This window comes from Paludisphaera borealis, assembly GCF_001956985.1.
In the GTDB taxonomy this organism is placed as follows: domain Bacteria; phylum Planctomycetota; class Planctomycetia; order Isosphaerales; family Isosphaeraceae; genus Paludisphaera; species Paludisphaera borealis.
The window spans coordinates 3,756,626-3,774,199 of the sequence record NZ_CP019082.1 but is presented as its reverse complement, the minus strand read 5'-3'; the positions used below and the strand labels follow the sequence as shown (position 1 = coordinate 3,774,199).

The window sequence follows — 17,574 nt, the reverse complement described above, 5'->3', positions numbered from 1 at the left end:
CGGCGACCTCCCCGGGAAGTCGGCAGGCGGGCTCAGCCGAAGAGGTCGCGGACCGGTTCGCCCCCTTCGACGATCGCGGTCGGCCGGCCCTGGGGATCGGGCAGCCGCAGCTCGTACGAGACGCCGAGCGCCTCGTAGATCGTGGCCGCGAGGCTCTCGGGGTTCACGAGATGGTCGACGACGTTCGCGGCGTCCTTGTCGGAGGCGCCGTAGGTCGTCCCCCCGCGAATCCCCGCGCCGGCGAGGACGGCGGGAAACAGCTTGCTCCAATGGCCGCGTCCCCATCGCGGGGTCGGCACCGGCGTCCGGCCCATCTCGCCGAGGGCGACGACCAGCGTCTCGTCCAGCAGCCCGCGCTGGTCGAGGTCGAGCAAGAGGGCGGAGAGGGCCTGGTCGAAGGTGGGCATGAGGTGGTTCTTGACGTCGTCGCTGTGGACGTGCGAGTCCCAGCCGAAGCCGTCGCAGGCGTCGTAATGGACGGTCACGAACCGGACTCCGGCTTCAACCAAGCGGCGGGCGATCAGGGTCGACTGGCCGAACAGGTGGCGGCCGTAGCGGTCGCGGACCGTCGCCGGCTCGTTACGGACGTCGAGTGCGTCGCGGGTCGCCGCCGACGTCACCAGGCCGAGCGCCCGTTCGCGGAACCGGTCGAACTCGACGACCCGGCGCGCGCCGTCGAGCAGCCGCCGCCGGCCGTCGAACTCTTCGAGCATCGAGACCCGATGGTTCACCCGGTCGAGCCGCACTCCCTCGCCCGGCGCGAGGCCCTCGATCTGGAACGTCAGCTCCTCGTCGGAGCAGTCGCGCCAGTACGGGTTGTCCTGGAGGTTCTTCTTGTCGACCACCGTGGTCAGTGGATTGTAGCGGCGGCCGAGCCAGCCGGCGTGCTCGCCCGGCCGGAGGTAGAGCCCGGTCTCTTGCAACCGGCCCAGGGTGTTCGGCACGACCGCGTAGCTGGGCAAGGCCGCCGTTCCGGCCGAGCCTTCGCGCTGGCGGTGCTGGTCGAGGTACTCGACGACCGAGCCCATCGACGGCCAGTCCTTGGGCGTGGGGCTGAAGCCGGCGCCGATCGGGATGTGCCAGATCTTGCCGGTCTGGATGTAGTGGGCCGCGCCGCTGTGGTCGTTGAACGGATGACTCATCGACCGCACGACGCAGAATTTGTCGGAGATCTGGGCCAGCCTGGGCAGGTGCTCGCTGATCAGCAGCCCGGGCGTTCGCGAGGCGATCGGCTTGAACGGCCCCCGGATCGTGTCGGGCGCGTCGGGCTTGAGGTCGAACGTCTCAAGCTGGCTGGGCCCGCCGAACAGAGTCAAAAAGATCACCGCCCGCGCCCGAGGCCTCGGCCCCTGTCCCCGGCCCGACGCCTCCTCGGCCGCGAGCAACCTCGGCAGGCTCAGCCCGAACAACCCCACGCCGGCCGCCTCAAGGATGCGCCGTCGCGAAACCCCATCGCAGGCTGCGTGCGGCTTGCCGTCGATCTGCAACATGGCGTCGGCTCCTCTCGACTCGTCGACCTCGCGGCGGAACGACTTCTCCCAACCACTCACCCTTTATGGTGTTTAACAAAAGTAATACATTCGTGGCGGGAAGTAAACGGAAATCTGGCGAGGCTGCGATTCGCTTGATTCAGACCCGAGGGCATGTCGAATTCACCCGGCGCGTCTTTGCATCCAGTGGGCGGTCAGCGACGCCACGACCGCCGTGCCTGGGATGAACGGATCCACCCCCATGCGGACGACGCCGCGACGCCGAGGAGGAGGCGAGCTCGGCCATTGAGTAGCCTTCCGGATTGTGTGCCGGGAGCTTTGAAAGGAGTTGTTCTACCGCCCCAGGTCGGCCTTCCAGGCGATGCAACAGGAAGAGCGCATTGACGCCGGAATCGAGCTTGGTGCGCTCGTCGTCAGCCTGGACGTGGAGGCCTGCCGCGAGGTAGACGACGGCCGTCAAACCGATCCGGAAGTACGTTGCGGTGGTATTCATGTCGGCTCCGTGCAAGAACAGCGTATCGACCTCAACCGGCTCGCCGCTGCATCCACAGCGCGGCCAAGGACGCCAGGACGGCGGCTCCCATGCCCGCAACCGACAAGGACCACCAGTTGAAGCCCTCGGAAAGCGGCGCGGCGACCAGTTCGTTCTTCTGCGCCTCCGCCTTGGCGAGTTGGCTGTGGAGCATCGCCTCGGTCTCGGCCATGGTGGGCCGCGGGCTGATCTTCTCCTCGTCGAATTGGTATTTCAGCTTGCGGACATGGTCTGAAATCGGTGTGCCCGGCTTGTATTTGGCTGTAAACACGTCGGGGCCTGGATGTTTGTTGAACTGCATGATCCCGTCGATTGCGTAGATGGACTGGAGTAAGACCGGATCCTTGAAGACGGCTGGCTTCCCATTGACGTTCTTGACATACGACTTGATGTCCGCCGAGACGGGCATCCAGACGTCCTCGCTTCCGACCTTGAAGGATCGCAGGGTGATCTCGCATCGCGATCCCAAGACGTCATCCTGGTAGTATTCCTTTCGCACGACCTGGCCGCTCTTATGAAGATCGATCCAGTAACGCATAAGGAGTTGATCGGGGATTTCCTTGGGGCCTTTGAAGGTCAAAAACACGGTGAGCGCTTTGACGGGACGTCCCTCGATTTGGTCGTTCGCGATGGAGGTCTTATAGAAATCGAGATCGATGCACCGCTTGATTTCGTCGATCAGGAAGTACATCGCCGGACTGTCGTACATGCAAACAGGAACATGGTCGAGTTTCCTGATTTCCGTATGGCCGATGGTGGTTGTATTCGAGCGGGTATGAGACTCCACTTCACGCTCGCGCGGACGGACGAGGACCAGTTCGCGCGAGACTATGTTGTCAACGGCCCTTCGATGGAGCGCGTCGATGTTCATCTCGCCTCCTTGCTTCCATACGAAAACGCCGCCGAACGTGTCGTATAAGCCGTTTGCCTCCGTCTTCAGCTTGAAATCTTCGTCGGCGTCGGCCCCCTCCCCCTTGGCAACCTTAGTGCCCTCGAACTCGCACCGGAAATCCGCGACGGGGCGTTGGAGCGCCTCCATCGCGGCGACGAGCGCGCGAACGTCGTGGATTCCGTCATCGGCGGCAGCGGAAACGATGGTCAATGCCATGATGAATGGGCATGTCGACATTGCGTCGTCCTGTATCGATTGGTGGAGGCGTGGAGCAAGGGGGCGATTCACCCAGGAGCGTTCACGCCCCCGGTGAGTTCGCCTGTCCGCCGGCGATGTAGACTTGTGAGTCGCAAGACCAAAGTACGCCAGGGCCGGCGCACACTTTGTTGTTGATGGGTTGGAAGCTACGGCGAATAGGTTGAATCCCGAGGAAACGGATTCTTCTCCACGACGTCCGCATGAAAGGAGCCTGCGGAGCCGTGAAATTCGGCGATTCGCTAGACGCCTCTTGATCGCCTCCAACAGCCTCTGAATCCCTGGGATTTCAGGGGAGGATCGCCAGAACCCCTTGTCCATCAACAGTTAAGTGTGCGATGGTCCTGCAAGGCGCGTTGAGTCAGATGGGCGTCGGCTGCGTTGGTATGGGGCACGTCGGAATTCAAGCTGCCCACTATTGGATGACGACCGTTCCCGGGATCTGGCAGAATCCCGGCTGCTGGAATCCCGTCGGAAGACAGATGGAATCTGTAATGCATTTTCCAGGCACAGTATGCCCGCACGTCTGCGACGCTGTCGACCATGAGGGCAGGAATCGTGAGAACATGGAATCGATCTCCTTTCTTACCTTTTCGTAGTGAATCCCGACACGTCGTCAGGATTTTCGATCTGCTCGCGCTTGGGGAGCCGACGTCATTCGACGAGTTCATCGCCGTTTCTGGTACCCAGAGCGCGCCAGACCTTGCGGTTGATGGAGTCCCTCGCAAACCGCACCGAACCGTCCGCCATCAGGCTGTTGACCCCTCCCGCATGCGCGCCGCGAGCGGTGACGATTCCGATCCATGCATCGACTTGGACTGCATCGGGAATCCGCCCGTTCGGCTCCTGGGCATGGTTGTAGGCGGTGCATCCGAAGTCTCCGTAGAACCAGGTAAAGCCCGCCTGCCGGGATACCGGGAAATCCCGGGTCGCGGCCAGCCTGCAGCAAGCGAGCGCGTAGTCTGCATTCCGGCTGCTGCAGGCGTCCATGACCAGGATGTTGCCGAAGTCGCGGGCGGGCGCCAGGCCGCCGTGGTCGCCCGAGCCCCGAAGACGCTCACTGTAAGCCACGGTGTGCGACAATCCGTCGGGGAACGAGTACGGGCCGAGCACGCCGGGGAATGAATAAAAGCCGTTGCCGCTGTCGAAGCTTTCTCCGTTGGTGCTAGGCATGGGGCCCAGGCCGTAATTGCCCCGGTAGTTGCAGCCGTAAGGCGTCGGGCTTGGTCCCGAATCGGACGGGCAAAGGTAGGTTGCGATCCTCGTCGAGTACGCCGTCTGGTTCTGCGGGAACGGGAACGCCGACGTCAGGTCGCTGGGAAAAGTCTCCTCGCCGAAGTTGATCGAGGCGTAGACCGGCTGTTGCTCGATATAGGGCAGCAGCCGAGTCAGCGCGGAATAGGGCCGACCGGCTACGTACCAGGGGCGGCTTCGCTCCGGATCCACGCGCGGGTCCCTCCAGTTGAGCGGGAACGAGCTGTGGGCCGACTGGTAGTTGTGCAAGGCCAGGCCGATCTGCTTCAGGTTGTTGGCGCACTGAGCCCTCCGCGCCGCTTCGCGGGCCGATTGCACGGCGGGCAGGAGCAAGGTCGTCAACAGCCCGACGATCGACACGACGACGAGAATCTCGATCAGAGTGAATCCGGGCCGTGCGGACAAGACCGGGCTTCGTCGAAATATCTGACGAAACATGCTCGTATGCCTCCCATCGCGAAGGACCGAGGAGGAATGAACGGCGTGAATTAGGACGACAACTGTCATGGTTTTGTCAATGGAATCCTGCGGAACCAGCGAAAAGCGCCAGAATCGATCAAGGTTAACGAAATTCAATAGTCGGTGAGTCGTCGCCATTCTGTGTCGCGGAGTCGAAACCGGGACATGCGGCATCCGCCTTCAAGGTTTCGGCTGCCAGGCGAGGAAGTAGACGGCCTCGTCAAGGTTGGTGAGCTGTCGGGGCTCGCCTCCTTCGGCGGGGAGTATGAAGAGTTGGGGATATTTGCCGACGAATGAGACGAAGGCGATCCAGGCGCCGTCGGGGCTCCATCGGACGCGGGCGCAGGGGGACTTCCGGAGGGTCAGGCGGCGTTGCTGGGAGCCGTCGAGGTTCATGACGTGGACTTCGGGCGCGCCGTCGGCTTCGGCGACGTATGCGATTCGGCGGCCGTCGGGCGAGACGTGGGGAGCGTCGCTCGATCCGTGGTGGTCCTGGGGCGAGAGCCGGAACTCGACGTGCTTCGCGCCGGTCGTGAGGCGTTGGAGGTTGCGGCCGTCGCGCTCGACGCGGTAAATTTCGCCGTCGCGGCGGAAGAAGACGATCGTCCGGCCGTCCGGGGTGAACTGGGGGACGAACGATTCCGGGTGGTCGGGGGTGAGGACGACCGGCTTCGGGTCGTCCAACTCGATCCGTTGCAGGCGGTAGCCGGCGGCCGGGCCCGAACAGACGATCGTGCGGCCGTCGGGGCTGAGGCAGGCCATGTACAGATAGCCGGCGTCGGGCGCGATGAGGCGCGGGTTGGCGCCGTCGGCGTCGGCGAGTGCGACCCGGCCGGTTCGACCGTCGTAGGCCGTCATGACCATCCGGCCGTTCGAGGCCATATTCAGGCCGTAGACGCTCTTGCACGACGGGCCGAACCTGGGGGGCGCGACGACCGTCGCCGGCTTGGAGCCGTCGGGGCGGCAGCGCTGGATTTGGTACGATCCGTCGGCGTTGGACTGGAAATAGAGCCAGCGGCCGTCGGGCGAGAACGCCGGGGCGTTGGCGTCGCGGCCGGGCTCGACGACCTTGCAGAGCCCCGTTCCATCGGCCCGCACGGTGTAGATCGACCCGACGACCGGCGTCGTCTCGACGCCTCCCGGAATGTCGCGGCTGCGGTATTCGCCTTCCCACCGCCGGGCCGCGAACGCGATCAGCCCGGGGGGCTTGGGTTCGTCGGCGGGAACGCTGGTCGCCAGCAGGAAGAGCAGCAACGGTGCGGCGGACAAGGTGTAACGCATGGACGTTTGATAATCCTCCGGCGCGAGGTTCGGCATTGGTTCGACTTGCCGGATTGTGTCGGCTCGTCCTTGCTCGCACAAGACGGTTGGGGCATCTTCGAGGAGAACGGTTTCGGTTCACACCTGGAGACGAGAGGAACGCGATGCAGCTTCAAAACCAACATCGACGATCGGGATGGGCGGCTTCTTGCGTGTTGAGCGCGGGGGCGGTTCTGGGCTTGCTGGCGGTGGATGCGGGCGCGGCGGCCCCGGCGGTGTTCAAGGCGGGGTTCGCCGAGCGCGACGTCTCGCCGGCCATCGGGGCCGAGCAGCCGGGCGATTACGGCAAGGCGTACCACAAGAGCTTTCACGACGCCTGCAAGGCCCGCGCCTCGGTCTTCGACGACGGCGCGAACCGCGTGGCGATCGTCGGGCTAGACGCCCTGTTCATCCGGGCCAAGACCGTTCGTGAAGTCCGCGAGGCGATCGAAAAGAAGTGCGGCATCCCGGCTGCGTCGATCCTCATCAGCGCGTCGCACTCGCACGCGGCGGGGCCGACCGGCCTGTTCCTGCCCGGCGAGTTCGACCACGCCTCGCCCGAGGTCCGGGCCCTGGTCTACGACCAGACCGTGGTCGCCGATCCGGCGTATCTTGAGAAGGTCAAGCAGGGGATCATCGACGCCGTTTGCGAGGCCGACGCTCGCCGCGTCGAGGCGCGCTGCGACGCGGGGTTCGGCCTCGCGGAGAACACCGCGTTCAACCGCCGCTTCCTCATGAAGCAGGGCCACGCGATGACGCATCCCGGCCAGGGCAACCCCGACATCGTCAAGCCGGCAGGTCCGACCGACCCGCAAGTCGGCGTGCTCGGCGCATGGGCGGCCGACGGCAAGTTCCTCGGCTGCATCGTCAACTTCGCCTGCCACGCGACGACCGGTCCTGGGGGGATCTCGGCCGACTACATCAACTACGTCGAGAAGACGATCCGCGGCCTGATGGGGGACGACGCGGTCGTCGTGTTCCTTCCGGGCATGGCGGGCGACGTCACCCAGGTCGACAACCGCAGCCCGTACAAGATCGCGCAGTTCGGCGAGGTCTCCGCACGGTTCGTCGGCGGTCGGGTCGGGGCCGAGGCGCTCAAGGCGCTGCTGGCGATGGAGCAGCACGCGGGGCCGCTGGGGCCCGTGAAGTCGGTCAGCCGGGTGCTCAAGATCAAGCGCCGCGCGCCCTCCCCCGCGCACGTCGCCGAGGCGCTCGAACTCGTCAAGCAGGACCCGAAGAAGGTCGACCACGTCAAGTGGATCTTCGCCAAGGAGACGGTCGTCCTGGACGCGCGAATCGCCAAGGAGCCGGTCGTCGACGTCGAGGTTCAGGCCGTGCAGGTCGGCCCGGCCGTCTTCCTGACGTCGCCCGCCGAATACTTCTGCCAGTACGGCCTGGATCTCAAGGCGGGCAGCAAGTTTCCGTTCACGTTCCCAGTCTCGCTGGCCAATGACGTCATCGGCTACGTGCCGCACGAAGACGCCCTCAGTCCGACCGGCGGCGGCTACGAAACCCGCCTGACCAGCTACAGCAACATGGAACCGACCGCCGGCCGCCAGATCACCGACGCCCTGCTCGGCCTCGCCGCGACCCTCACCCCTGGCACGGTCCCCAAGCCCCCCGCCCTGCCCCCGTTCAAAGGCCAAGCCTGGGGTTACGGCAGCCTGCCGCCGCAGCTCGATTGAACGAATGCGGGCCGTGGAACGTCATCAGAATAAGCTGTCGCGAGCATGTAGTAGGCTAACGACCCGACGCTTATTCCGAGTCATCGAAATACAAGCCCGAAGCGCCAGCGAGTGCGTGGTTTGAACGACCGACCGGAAATGCACTTACTGGCGCTTCGGGCTTGTCTTCAGACCCGTCCGACTGAGGGGTGCGGACGGGCCGTCACGCTATCGAGGCGCGTCGCCCTGGCTCACGGGCGAATCCGGCATGACGTAGCTGTAAGCGGTGTAGCGGATCTCGCTCCAGGCCAAGGGGGCGACGGGACGCCCTGGGAACAGCGGACGGTCGACCGGCGTGAACCGGACCCGGACGCGGATCGCCGACCGGCCGGCGGTCAGGTCGCGGGGGATCAGGAACTCATCGTCGCGGAACCGTCGGTTCGAAGTCTGGGCGACGTGCTGGGTTTCGCCCAGCTCGTCCTTCGGATTAGAGTAGACGCATGTGTTTGATCCGGCCGTGTACCATGCGCCGGCCGGGCTCCACTTGAGCGCGGTGCCTTCGTGGTCATCGCGGGCGTCGGCCACTTCGACCTCGGCCCGCTGGTTCGGGTACGCGTAGTCGAGCTTCCTCCGGAGCAACACGCCGAGGTTCTTTGGGTCGATCTTCAGGGTGAACTCCGACGCACCGGTCGTGGTCCGTCCCTTGTCGGTGTGCGCGGGGTAGACTTCCTTGCCCTTCACATGGTCCGGCCCCCACTCGTACCGGGACGTGATCTCCGTCGGCGCGGAGGCGTTGGGCGAAACGTATCGGTGGGCGTGCTCGCTCGCCTCGTCGCCGACCTGGAACGCGTCGGTCTGGATCAGCGCATGGCCGGGCGTCCCGTACCAGTACGCGACGGTCTCGTAGTGCTCGGTCGACTCGTTCGTCCCGCCGTGCTCCAGTTGAATCCTGGCGTTCTTGGCGAACGGCATCAGGTCGGCGAGCAGGAATCGATAGGCCGACTCGATCTTGTCGAGGTCGCTCACGGCCGACTTGGCGTCCTTCGCGCCGATCGGGTGACCGGCGAACGGCAGGGTCATGTTCCGTCCTCCCCAGTAGTCGCCGCCGCCTCCCCACTCCTCGGTGCCTGTGCCTTGCGCTTGCGGGGTCTGGCTATCGTCGAAGAAGAACCTCGGGTCTCCCTCCAGGGTGTCGAGCCTGGCGTCATGCGAAAAGATGAACGACGTTCCGACCAGGTGCCCGGCCCAATCACCCCCGCCCTCGGCGTTTCGGGTGTCGAGCAGGACCAGGTCCTTGCCGGGCTCCGGAGTGGCGCCGTGGTCGGCGTAGGTCGCGTGGAAGTAAGCCACGTGGTTCGCCGGGTCGCGGTACGGGGCCGTTCGCACCGACCATCGGACGTCCGGGACGGGCTCGCTGGCGGCGATCAGTTCGACTTTGGCTGACCGGAAGAACGGCATCGGGAAGTAGCAGGCCAGGTGGACGCGCGAGTCGTCGTACCGGACGTGGATCGGGAACCCCTTGACCAGGTATTCGCGGCCGTCGCGGTTGTACAGGGCGCCGGACCCGTAAAACAGTGCGACCGGGGCGTCGATCGAGGCCGACGGGCGGCCGTCCCAGGTCACCCGCAGTCGAGCCCGGCCGAGGGCGAGGGCCGAATCCCTCGGGGCGGAAAACTCGAGCGCCCGGATCATGGCGGGCGCGTTGTCGAGCTTCACCAGCGCAACCGTCTCGCCCTGCTTCAAGTCGACCGTCCCGTGCTGCTCGCGGACGCCGACCTTGTCGCCGTCCGGCGTGCCCGGTCGCGGAGCGATGTCGGTCCCGGACCGGGCGATCAGCTTGAGCGCCTCGGGGTCGGGCGGGGTCTTGGCGTCCCACGCCCGGATCGGCCGCGACAGCTTCGCGCCCCGGACGAACTGGTGGTAGATGTAATACCCGGTCCCGTAATGGGTGCGGGAATAGGCCATCCGGAACGACCGCTCGAACGGGATCGGAACCCACGACATGTCGGCCCCCTTGGTCGCCGACCACGTCCAGGCGAGCGGGTTGGGGAACAGCGACGCGGGTAGGAACACGGAATCCGCCGCCGGCTTGTTCGGGTCGGCCGTGCTCGATTCCTTGACGATATGATCGGTCCCGTCGACCTCGTAGTGCCAGGGGCTGCCGTGCCAGTGGTTGTACCGGGCGAAGTACAGCACCCCGGGCCCTTCCACGTCGAGGCTGACGTTGAAGTCGTCCCGCTCCTGGTACAGGAAGTGGGACGCGTCGGCTCCCTCGTTCCCGCCGCGTCGGTCGTAAGTGCTCCGCATGTACGCCCGGGCCCCGATCCGCTGGTACGGCCATTTCTCCCACTGGAGATAGGAGTCGAGCCCGACCGGGATCGTCGGCGGCTCGTCGGCCGTCGCGCTGGTCGAAAAAAGAAGCAGGGCGATCAAAGCCCCGGGGCGGGTATGACGGCGCAACGACATGGCTCGGCTCTCCCGTCGTGGTTGGCCCGTCGACCCTCGCCGACGGCAACGATGACGCGTGCCATCGTAACCCGGGCCGACGACGACGGCCACGACGCGGATCGGTCTTCGGACGCCTCGTCCATGCTGGTCTCGATGTCCAGGTCCTTCCGGGTAGGTCTTACCGGTGTTGAAGAAGCCGAGTATCCTTAACTCCTTTGCAAATACCGCCCCACGTCGAGTCCTTGGCCGAGGCGTCCAGGATCACGGCGCGATGCAAGGGTGCGGCTGTGCTTTCGCGAAGCCGCGACGAACCGCGCCGACGTGAGCCGGCCGTTCGCCCGCTCCGGAGAGTCGTTTGATGGTTGCTGGACTTACCTACGAGATGCTCGTGACCCTCGCCGTCCTGGCGGCGCTCCTGTACGGCCTGATGCGCGACCTGCCGACGGACGTGATGTTCATCAGTGCCGTCGTCCTGCTGGCCTCGTTCGGGGTCATCAATCCGGAAGAGGCTTTCGGGGGCTTTGGCAACGCGGGGATGTTGACGGTCGCGGCGATGTTCGTCGTCGCCGCCGCCCTCCGAGAGACGGGGGTCATGGAGTTCTTGGGGGATCGATTCCTCGGGCACGTGGAGACGGAAAGCAAGGCCCTCCTCACCATGGCGGTGGTCCTGATCCCGTCGGCCATGGTGCTCAACAACACGCCCAAGGTCGCGCTGCTCGTCCCGGTGTTGATCGCCTGGTGCCGCAAGCGCCGGATCTCCCCCTCGCGGCTTCTCATGCCGCTGTCGTTCCTCTCGATCCTGGGAGGCACGTGCTCGCTGATCGGCACCAGCACGAACCTCGTGGTCCAGGGGCTGTTGATCAAGTCCGGCCTCCGGCCGATGAGCATGTTCGAGATCGCATGGGTGGGCTTGCCGTGCGCGGTGCTGGGGGCCGTCTATCTTCTGACGATCGGTAGGCGGTTGTTGCCGGACCGTAAGGACCTGATCGAACAGCTTGAGGAATCGCGTAGGGAATACCTGGTGGAGATGCTCGTCCAGCCGGGGTGTCGACTGGTGGACAAGTCCATCGGCGCCGCCGGCCTCCGGCATCTCCCCGGGCTGTTCCTCATCGAGATCGACCGCGACGGCGAGGTGATCGGGCCGGTGGAGCCCGAGATGACGATTCGAGCGAACGACCGGCTGGTCTTCACCGGGATCGTGGGGACGATCATCGATCTCGAAAAGATCCCCGGCTTGGTGCCCGCCGCCGACGCCCGATACGAGGTCTCTCCCGTGAAGCAGCGCGGGCGGATGCTGTGCGAGACGGTGATCAGCCCCTCGTCGCCTCTCGTGGGGCAGACCGTCCGCGAGGCGGATTTCCGCGCCCTCTACGACGCGGCCGTGGTAGCCGTCCACCGGAACGGGGCCCGGCTCACCAACAAGGTGGGCGACATCGAGCTGCACGCCGGGGACACGCTCTTGCTTCAGGTCGGAGCCGATTTCGCAAGAGCGTACCGCAACAGCCCGGACTTCTACCTGGTCAGCGACGTCGAGGATTCGCGGCCGGTCCGCTACGACCGGGCCTGGCCCGCCGCGATCGTCTTCGTCGCCATGATCTCGGCATTCGTGAGCGGCAAGGCGGACATCATGTTGACCGCCTTCCTCGCGGCCGGGGCGATGCTGGCCTGCCGTTGCATCTCCCCCGCCGACGCCCGGAAGTCGATCGACTGGCCCGTGCTCCTGGCCATCGGGGCGTCCTTCGGCGTGGGGAGGGCCCTTGAGGTCTCCGGGGTGGCGAAGCTCTTCGCCCATCAACTCGTCCTGCTCACCCAGCCCCTCGGCCCGACGGCCACGCTGGCCGGCATCTACTTTTGCACCATGGTGCTAAACGAACTGATCAGCAACAACGCCGCCGCCGCCCTGGCCTTCCCCTTCTGCCTGGAATCCGCCCGGCTGATGGACGTCAACGAGCGCCCCTTCGTCATGGCCGTGACCCTGGCCGCCTCCTACGCCTTCGCGTCGCCGATCGGCTACCAGACGCACATGATGGTCTTCGGCCCCGGCGGCTATCGGTTCGCCGACTTCGTCCGCGTCGGCGTCCCGCTGAACCTGCTCATGATGGTCGCCGCCGTGATCCTCATTCCGATGATCTGGCCGTTCTAGCGAGGCCTTTTCCTGGGATGGCTCACAACTATGGGTGGCTGTGGCGGAATGCCATAAACGCGGGGACGTGGCATCAGACGCCAATAAAAAAGCCCGGCTCCCCACGAGGGAGCCGGGCACAGCCAGGGAGAACGACGCTTGCTCTTGGACGATTCGCGGGCCGTTGGAGCACGGCTCGACGGGTGTTTTGCGGGAGCAGCTCGAATCGCTTGTTCGGAACGGGCCGGGCTGTTCTCGATGGGATAAGAGAAAAGCACGCCGCGTGCCAGTCGCCGGTCGGGGGGCAGGAAATTTTCTTGATGTCGCCGTAATGCTTGCGGTGTTCAAGGGTTGCGCAATCAGTGGTTCGTCGCTCTCATCGCTTCACGATCGGAACGAGGCCGGTTCGCACGTCGATCGATTCTCTCGGTGCCTGGGAATTATGCACGGCTTGCCGGAAGAATAGGCGGATGTTGTGTGGCGGGGTTTGGAGACGCTTACGAGGTTGTGACCGTCGTCGTCATTCGGGGCGATCGTGTGGGATAATAGAGAGCCTGAACCTTGTGGGAGATTGCGAGGCCGGAACGCGCCGGCCGGGGTCGTGGGGCTGGCGGGGGAAATCCGCGTTGACGACGGCCTTGCGGATTCCGCAAGCTGAAGGGAAGCAACTCGATAGGCAACTCAGGGAGGACGGTCGCGCGGCGGACGTACTCGAAAGGATCAACGCTCGATGAAGGTAATGGTGCTGGGCCTCGACGGGGCGACCTGGGACATCCTTGAACCGCTCGCCGCCGAGGGGCTGTTGCCCAATCTGGAACGTCTCCGCAAGGCTGGCGCGTCGGGCGAGCTGGCTTCGGTGTTCCCGCCGCTCAGCCCGGTCGCCTGGACCGGCGTGATGACGGGCAAGAACTCGGGCAAGCACGGCGTCTTCGAGTTCCTTGAGCACGATCACAACCCGCTGTCGGGCCGGGTCAACTCGTCGCGGGCGATCCGCTCCGACTTGCTCTGGGAGATCGCCGGCCGGCACGGCAAGAAGACGATCGCCGGCGGGGTGCCGATGAGCTACCCCCCCCGCCCCACGCGCGACTTCCCGGGCTTCTACCTCGGCGACTTCCTTAGCCCCGAGAACGCGGCCGACTTCTCCAGCGACCCGGCGCTCTTCGCCGAGCTGGAACGCGCCGTCGGCCCGTACCGCGCCTGGTCGACGACCATCCACGACGGCGGCAACGAGGCGGCGGTCCTCGAAGACCTGATCGCATTCCTGGATCAGCATTTGAAGACCATCGAATTCTTGATGGGTCGATGCGACTGGGACCTGCTGATGTTCGACCTGATGGCCACCGACCGTTTCGGCCACGAGCTGTGGCACGCCTGGGACCTCACCCACGCGGCGGCCCGGGGACGCGAGGCCGAGCTGAAGGCGCTGCGGCCGAGGTTGATCGAGTTCTGGCAGACCCTCGACCGGGGCATCGGCGCGATCGTCGCCAAGGCGCCGGCCGACACCGCGGTCTTGCTGATGAGCGATCACGGGTTCGGGCCGATCGAGCACTACGTCAACTTCAACGTCTGGCTGCTCGAACAGGGATACATCCAGCTTCAGGACAGCTTTTACGTCAAGCAGAAGCACTGGTTCTACCGTCACGGGGTGACGCCCCAGTGGATCTATGGCCTGATGAGCCGTTTGGGTTTGGCCGGCCACCGGGTGGCGCGGTTCCGGGGCAAGCAGGAGAGTAAGCTCGACCGCCTGGGCGAGAAGGTGTTCCTGTCGCGCGAGCACATCGACTGGTCGCGCACGAGGGCCTACGCCCAGGGCAACTTCGGCCAGATCTTTCTGAACCTCGAAGGCCGGCAGCCCAAGGGGAGCGTCGCCGCGGCCGACGCCCGGGCGGTTCTGGACGAGATCAAGGCGGGCCTCTTGCAGATCCCGCATCCCGAGACCGGCGAGCCGCTCGTCGAGCACGTCTATGAACGCGACGAACTGTACCACGGCCCGTACGCCGACAAGGCGCCCGACCTGACCATCGTTCTCAAGGATTGGACGTACCGGACGATCGGCCTTCACGACTTCACGACCCACAAGCTGATCTCGCCGGCCTTCGGCCCGACCGGCGACCACCGCATGCAGGGCGTTCTGGTCGCCTCGGGCGCCGGCGTCCAGCCCCACACCGCCCCACGCGGCGCGAACCTGCTCGACATCGCGCCCACGGTCCTCCACCTGCTCGGCGTCCCCGTCCCCGCCGACATGGACGGCCGCGTCCTCTCCGAGCTGCTCACCGCCGACCTCGCCGCCCACGCCAACGCCCGGGCCGAAGTCGAGCACGACGATTCCGCCCAGCCCGTCGGCTCGGCCTACTCCGCCCAGGACGACGCCGCCATCCAGGACCGGCTGGCCGACCTGGGGTATCTCTGAACGTAGCCGTTCACGCACCCGAACTTTACCGTACGGAGGAAACCATGTCCCGGTCTGTAGACCTGTATGGCACGGCCTACGGTAACTTCGCCGCGGAGGTTCTGGCGCAGGTCCGCCGCGACACCTACGGCGAAGACTTCGGCCAGAGCAGCTGGGTGACCGGTCCCGAGTACCGACGGTTCTTCCAGCTCCTGGAACTGGCCGCCGCCGACCACGTCCTGGATGTCGGCTGCGGCTCGGGCGGCCCGGCCCTGTTCCTGGCGCGCGAAGCCGGCTGCCGGGTCACGGGGGTGGACGTCAGCGAGGCGGGCATTGAGGCCGGCCCGACCCTCGCCCGCAAGGCCGGCCTGGACGACAGGGCCCACTTCCGCCGGGCCGACGTCCGCGAGCCGCTGCCGTTCCCCGACGGGGCGTTCGACGCCATCGTCTGCATGGACGCGATGTGCCACCTTCCCGACCGGGGCCGCCTGCTCGGGGAGTGGCGCCGCGTCCTGCGGCCCGGCGGCCGCCTGCTCTACACGGACCCGGTCGTGGTGACCGGCCTGGTTTCCAACGAGGAGCTGGCCACGCGTAGCTCGACGGGCTACTTCGAATTCTGCCCGCCTGGCGTCAACGAGCGGTCGATCGGCCAGGCGGGGTTCGAGTTGGTGCGGGCAGAGGACGTCACGGAGAATGAGGTCGAGGTTTCGCGCCGCTGGCACGCGGCGCGGCAGCAGCGTGCCGCCGAGCTGATCCGGCTGGAAGGCGAGGAGACGTTCGCCGGGCTCCAGCAGTTCCTCGCCACCGTCCACCGCCTGACTAGCGAGCGGCGGCTGTCGCGGTTCGCCTACCTGGGCCGCAAGCCGGGCGAGTGACCGCCTCGGGCCGAAAGGAAAAGCGGACGCGGCGCGTTCGGCTTGGCCGGAGGTAACCCGTGTGGCGCCGAACCCGGCGTGGCAGCGGACAGTAGACCGGCGGGTTCTCCTCCTTGTGGATGTCCCCCTCGTGAACTTAGGATTCCCGGATGACGCCCGAGTTCAGGCGTGATCGACGCTGTGGAGATCTGAGGAGCGGCCGTTCGCTCTCGGCAGTCCGAAAGTGGGGATGATCCGGTCCTCCCGCAGCCTGGCGAACAAGTCCAGGAACGAACCGAGGGTGGGCTGGTAATCGGTGAAGCCGGCCACACGGCTCTGCGTCATGTCGGTCACGACCTCCATCTCGCGTCCAAGGTCCAGGTCGGTATGCCACGCCGACGCGAGCTTGTCGAGGTCGGGTTGAGCGAGGCCGTACTTCGCCGCGATCTCCGCCCAAACCGGACCCGCGCCCGCCAGTTGCGGATCGAGCGGAGTCGGTCGACCTGGGTAGGGAGCGGCGTCGATTCCAAAATCGGTCGCGAGCTTCGGCCAGAGCCATTTCCAGCGAAAGACATCCCCATTGACGATATTGAACGCCTGATTCCGGCCGGCGTCGGACGTCGCGGCCCATTCCAGGTGTCGGGCGAGGATGCGCGCGTCGGTCACGTCCGTGAGACCCTCCCATTGCTGGACGGAACCCGGAAACACGAAAGGCCGCCCCGTCTCGCGGCAAATGGCGGCGTACACGGCGAGAGTCACGCCCATGTTCATGGCGTTGCCCAGGGCGTAGCCGATGATCGTGTGGGGCCGGTGCACGCTCCATGTAAAGCCCCGACGCCTGGCGGCTTCGAAGACCTCGTCTTCCTGAGTGTAGTAGAAGTTCTCGACCGGCGTGCGTGGCATTTCCTCGCGAAACGGCGTCTCCGGCCTTTGGCTCGCGTAGCTTTCGAACGGTCCCAGATAGTGCTTCAGGCCGGTGACCAGGGCGACGTGCCGGAGGCTGTCGGACGAATCGAACGCGGAGAGCAGATTCCGCACCATGGCTCCATTCACCGCGCAGTTCTCGGTCTCGGTCGCCTGTCGGAGCCACGTCGCGAAGAACACGTGGGTGGGATCGATCCCGGCGAGCGCGGCCCGCAGCGATTCAGGCTTGAGCAAGTCGGCCGCGATCGGGCGAACGCCGAGTATGCCGGTCTCCGGCCTGCGTGCAAGGCCGTGGACTTCCCAACCCTTGGAGACGAGAAGCGCGGCGAGATTGCCGCCGACGATCCCACTCACTCCGGCGATGACTGCGCGAAGCGCCATGATGTCCCTTCTTCTGAAAGAGTCGACATGTCTTGAAAATCCGAATCGCGGAATTCGGCGCCGTTTCCGGCCGTACTCGAAATCTAGGCCCTTGTCGTCCTTGGGACAAGAAGGCACTATCATGGAACGTAGTCACCAGAAGGTGCCCATGATCACGACGAAGCCGATCATCCTCGACGAAGATTGCGCCCCCCGCCGCGTGCTGGAACTGTTCAGCGTCAAGTGGACCACGATGGTGCTCCACTCGTTGCATTTTCACGGCGGCGTCTGTCGGACGGGCGTTCTGGCCCGGAGCCTTCCGGGGTGCTCGAAGAAGATGCTCACGCAGACCCTGCGGGAGATGGAAAGGGACGGGCTGATCGATCGGAAGATCTACCCGGTCGTCCCGCCGATGGTCGAGTATTCGCTGACGCCCATGGGCAAGCTTTTCATCGAGCCGCTTGAGATGCTCTACGCCTGGGCGTCCAGGAACAACGAGGCCCTGTCCAAACTCACGAGGCGGCGGAAGAAGCATCCGGCCTCGACCGAAGGGACGAGCGGGGTTTCACCCTGAGGACGGGACGGCCTCCTCCGCTCGGACGAGTTGCAGCCGCGCCTTCCTCCCACGCCCA

At 65.6% G+C, this 17,574-nt stretch carries 12 protein-coding genes; 5 read left to right on the top strand and 7 right to left on the bottom strand.

Annotated elements, in window-relative coordinates; genetic code table 11:
- Window positions 1-32 precede the first annotated feature (32 nt).
- The 5 genes from BSF38_RS14695 to BSF38_RS14680 form a co-directional block, all read right to left on the bottom strand.
- Window positions 33-1,490 carry a DUF1501 domain-containing protein gene (locus tag BSF38_RS14695; protein ID WP_076350915.1) on the bottom strand — a complete coding sequence of 486 codons (1,458 nt, stop codon included), beginning with the start codon at window positions 1,488-1,490 and terminating at the stop codon, window positions 33-35.
- Window positions 1,491-1,629: 139 nt separating this feature from the next.
- Complete coding sequence (locus BSF38_RS30735) at window positions 1,630-1,983, bottom strand: hypothetical protein (RefSeq protein ID WP_145952132.1); 354 nt, start codon at window positions 1,981-1,983, stop codon at window positions 1,630-1,632.
- A 31-nt stretch (window positions 1,984-2,014) separates the two neighbouring features.
- Window positions 2,015-3,130, bottom strand: a complete 1,116-nt coding sequence (locus BSF38_RS14690; RefSeq protein ID WP_076346781.1) for a hypothetical protein — start codon at window positions 3,128-3,130, stop codon at window positions 2,015-2,017.
- A 693-nt stretch (window positions 3,131-3,823) separates the two neighbouring features.
- On the bottom strand, window positions 3,824-4,828 hold the full coding sequence (locus BSF38_RS14685) for a DUF1559 domain-containing protein (RefSeq protein WP_168189379.1): 1,005 nt from the start codon (window positions 4,826-4,828) through the stop codon (window positions 3,824-3,826).
- A gap of 234 nt (window positions 4,829-5,062) precedes the next feature.
- Window positions 5,063-6,163 (bottom strand): TolB family protein, encoded by a 1,101-nt coding sequence (locus tag BSF38_RS14680; protein ID WP_168189378.1) that lies wholly within the window; start codon window positions 6,161-6,163, stop codon window positions 5,063-5,065.
- Window positions 6,164-6,306: 143 nt separating this feature from the next.
- Here BSF38_RS14680 and BSF38_RS14675 point away from each other — a divergent pair, with 143 nt between their 5' ends.
- Window positions 6,307-7,866, top strand: a complete 1,560-nt coding sequence (locus BSF38_RS14675; RefSeq protein ID WP_145952131.1) for a hypothetical protein — start codon at window positions 6,307-6,309, stop codon at window positions 7,864-7,866.
- Between the two features lie 207 nt (window positions 7,867-8,073).
- Here BSF38_RS14675 and BSF38_RS14670 read toward each other — a convergent pair whose 3' ends face one another.
- On the bottom strand, window positions 8,074-10,311 hold the full coding sequence (locus BSF38_RS14670) for a DUF2961 domain-containing protein (RefSeq protein ID WP_076346775.1): 2,238 nt from the start codon (window positions 10,309-10,311) through the stop codon (window positions 8,074-8,076).
- Between the two features lie 340 nt (window positions 10,312-10,651).
- On the opposite strand from BSF38_RS14670, the gene BSF38_RS14665 reads away from it, so the two are divergent.
- The 3 genes from BSF38_RS14665 (at window position 10,652) to BSF38_RS14655 (ending at window position 15,679) form a co-directional block, all read left to right on the top strand.
- Window positions 10,652-12,436: an SLC13 family permease gene (locus BSF38_RS14665; protein WP_076346773.1), complete on the top strand. Its 1,785-nt coding sequence runs from the start codon at window positions 10,652-10,654 to the stop codon at window positions 12,434-12,436.
- 709 nt (window positions 12,437-13,145) lie between these two features.
- On the top strand, window positions 13,146-14,825 hold the full coding sequence (locus BSF38_RS14660) for an alkaline phosphatase family protein (RefSeq protein WP_076346771.1): 1,680 nt from the start codon (window positions 13,146-13,148) through the stop codon (window positions 14,823-14,825).
- A 44-nt stretch (window positions 14,826-14,869) separates the two neighbouring features.
- On the top strand, window positions 14,870-15,679 hold the full coding sequence (locus BSF38_RS14655; RefSeq protein WP_076346769.1) for an SAM-dependent methyltransferase: 810 nt from the start codon (window positions 14,870-14,872) through the stop codon (window positions 15,677-15,679).
- Between the two features lie 162 nt (window positions 15,680-15,841).
- Here BSF38_RS14655 and BSF38_RS14650 read toward each other — a convergent pair whose 3' ends face one another.
- Window positions 15,842-16,963, bottom strand: coding sequence for an SDR family oxidoreductase (locus BSF38_RS14650; protein WP_083712951.1), 1,122 nt, complete (start codon window positions 16,961-16,963; stop codon window positions 15,842-15,844).
- Window positions 16,964-17,084: 121 nt separating this feature from the next.
- Between BSF38_RS14650 and BSF38_RS14645 the strand changes: the two genes are divergently transcribed.
- Entirely contained in the window at window positions 17,085-17,516 is a 432-nt protein-coding gene (locus tag BSF38_RS14645) for a winged helix-turn-helix transcriptional regulator (protein WP_237170468.1), read from the top strand.
- The last annotated feature ends 58 nt before the right edge of the window (window positions 17,517-17,574 follow it).

Excerpts from the sequence above, each read along its gene's own strand:
- BSF38_RS14645 (WP_237170468.1), top strand. The coding sequence starts at position 17,085 with ATGGAACGTAGTCACCAGAAGGTGCCCATGATCACGACGAAGCCGATC.
- BSF38_RS14680 (WP_168189378.1), bottom strand. The coding sequence starts at position 6,163 with ATGCGTTACACCTTGTCCGCCGCACCGTTGCTGCTCTTCCTGCTGGCG.
- BSF38_RS14675 (WP_145952131.1), top strand. The coding sequence starts at position 6,307 with ATGCAGCTTCAAAACCAACATCGACGATCGGGATGGGCGGCTTCTTGC.
- BSF38_RS14660 (WP_076346771.1), top strand. The coding sequence starts at position 13,146 with ATGAAGGTAATGGTGCTGGGCCTCGACGGGGCGACCTGGGACATCCTT.
- BSF38_RS14670 (WP_076346775.1), bottom strand. The coding sequence starts at position 10,311 with ATGTCGTTGCGCCGTCATACCCGCCCCGGGGCTTTGATCGCCCTGCTT.
- BSF38_RS14690 (WP_076346781.1), bottom strand. The coding sequence starts at position 3,130 with ATGGCATTGACCATCGTTTCCGCTGCCGCCGATGACGGAATCCACGAC.
- BSF38_RS14695 (WP_076350915.1), bottom strand. The coding sequence starts at position 1,490 with ATGTTGCAGATCGACGGCAAGCCGCACGCAGCCTGCGATGGGGTTTCG.
- BSF38_RS14665 (WP_076346773.1), top strand. The coding sequence starts at position 10,652 with ATGGTTGCTGGACTTACCTACGAGATGCTCGTGACCCTCGCCGTCCTG.
- BSF38_RS30735 (WP_145952132.1), bottom strand. The coding sequence starts at position 1,983 with ATGAATACCACCGCAACGTACTTCCGGATCGGTTTGACGGCCGTCGTC.
- BSF38_RS14655 (WP_076346769.1), top strand. The coding sequence starts at position 14,870 with ATGTCCCGGTCTGTAGACCTGTATGGCACGGCCTACGGTAACTTCGCC.
- BSF38_RS14650 (WP_083712951.1), bottom strand. The coding sequence starts at position 16,963 with ATGGCGCTTCGCGCAGTCATCGCCGGAGTGAGTGGGATCGTCGGCGGC.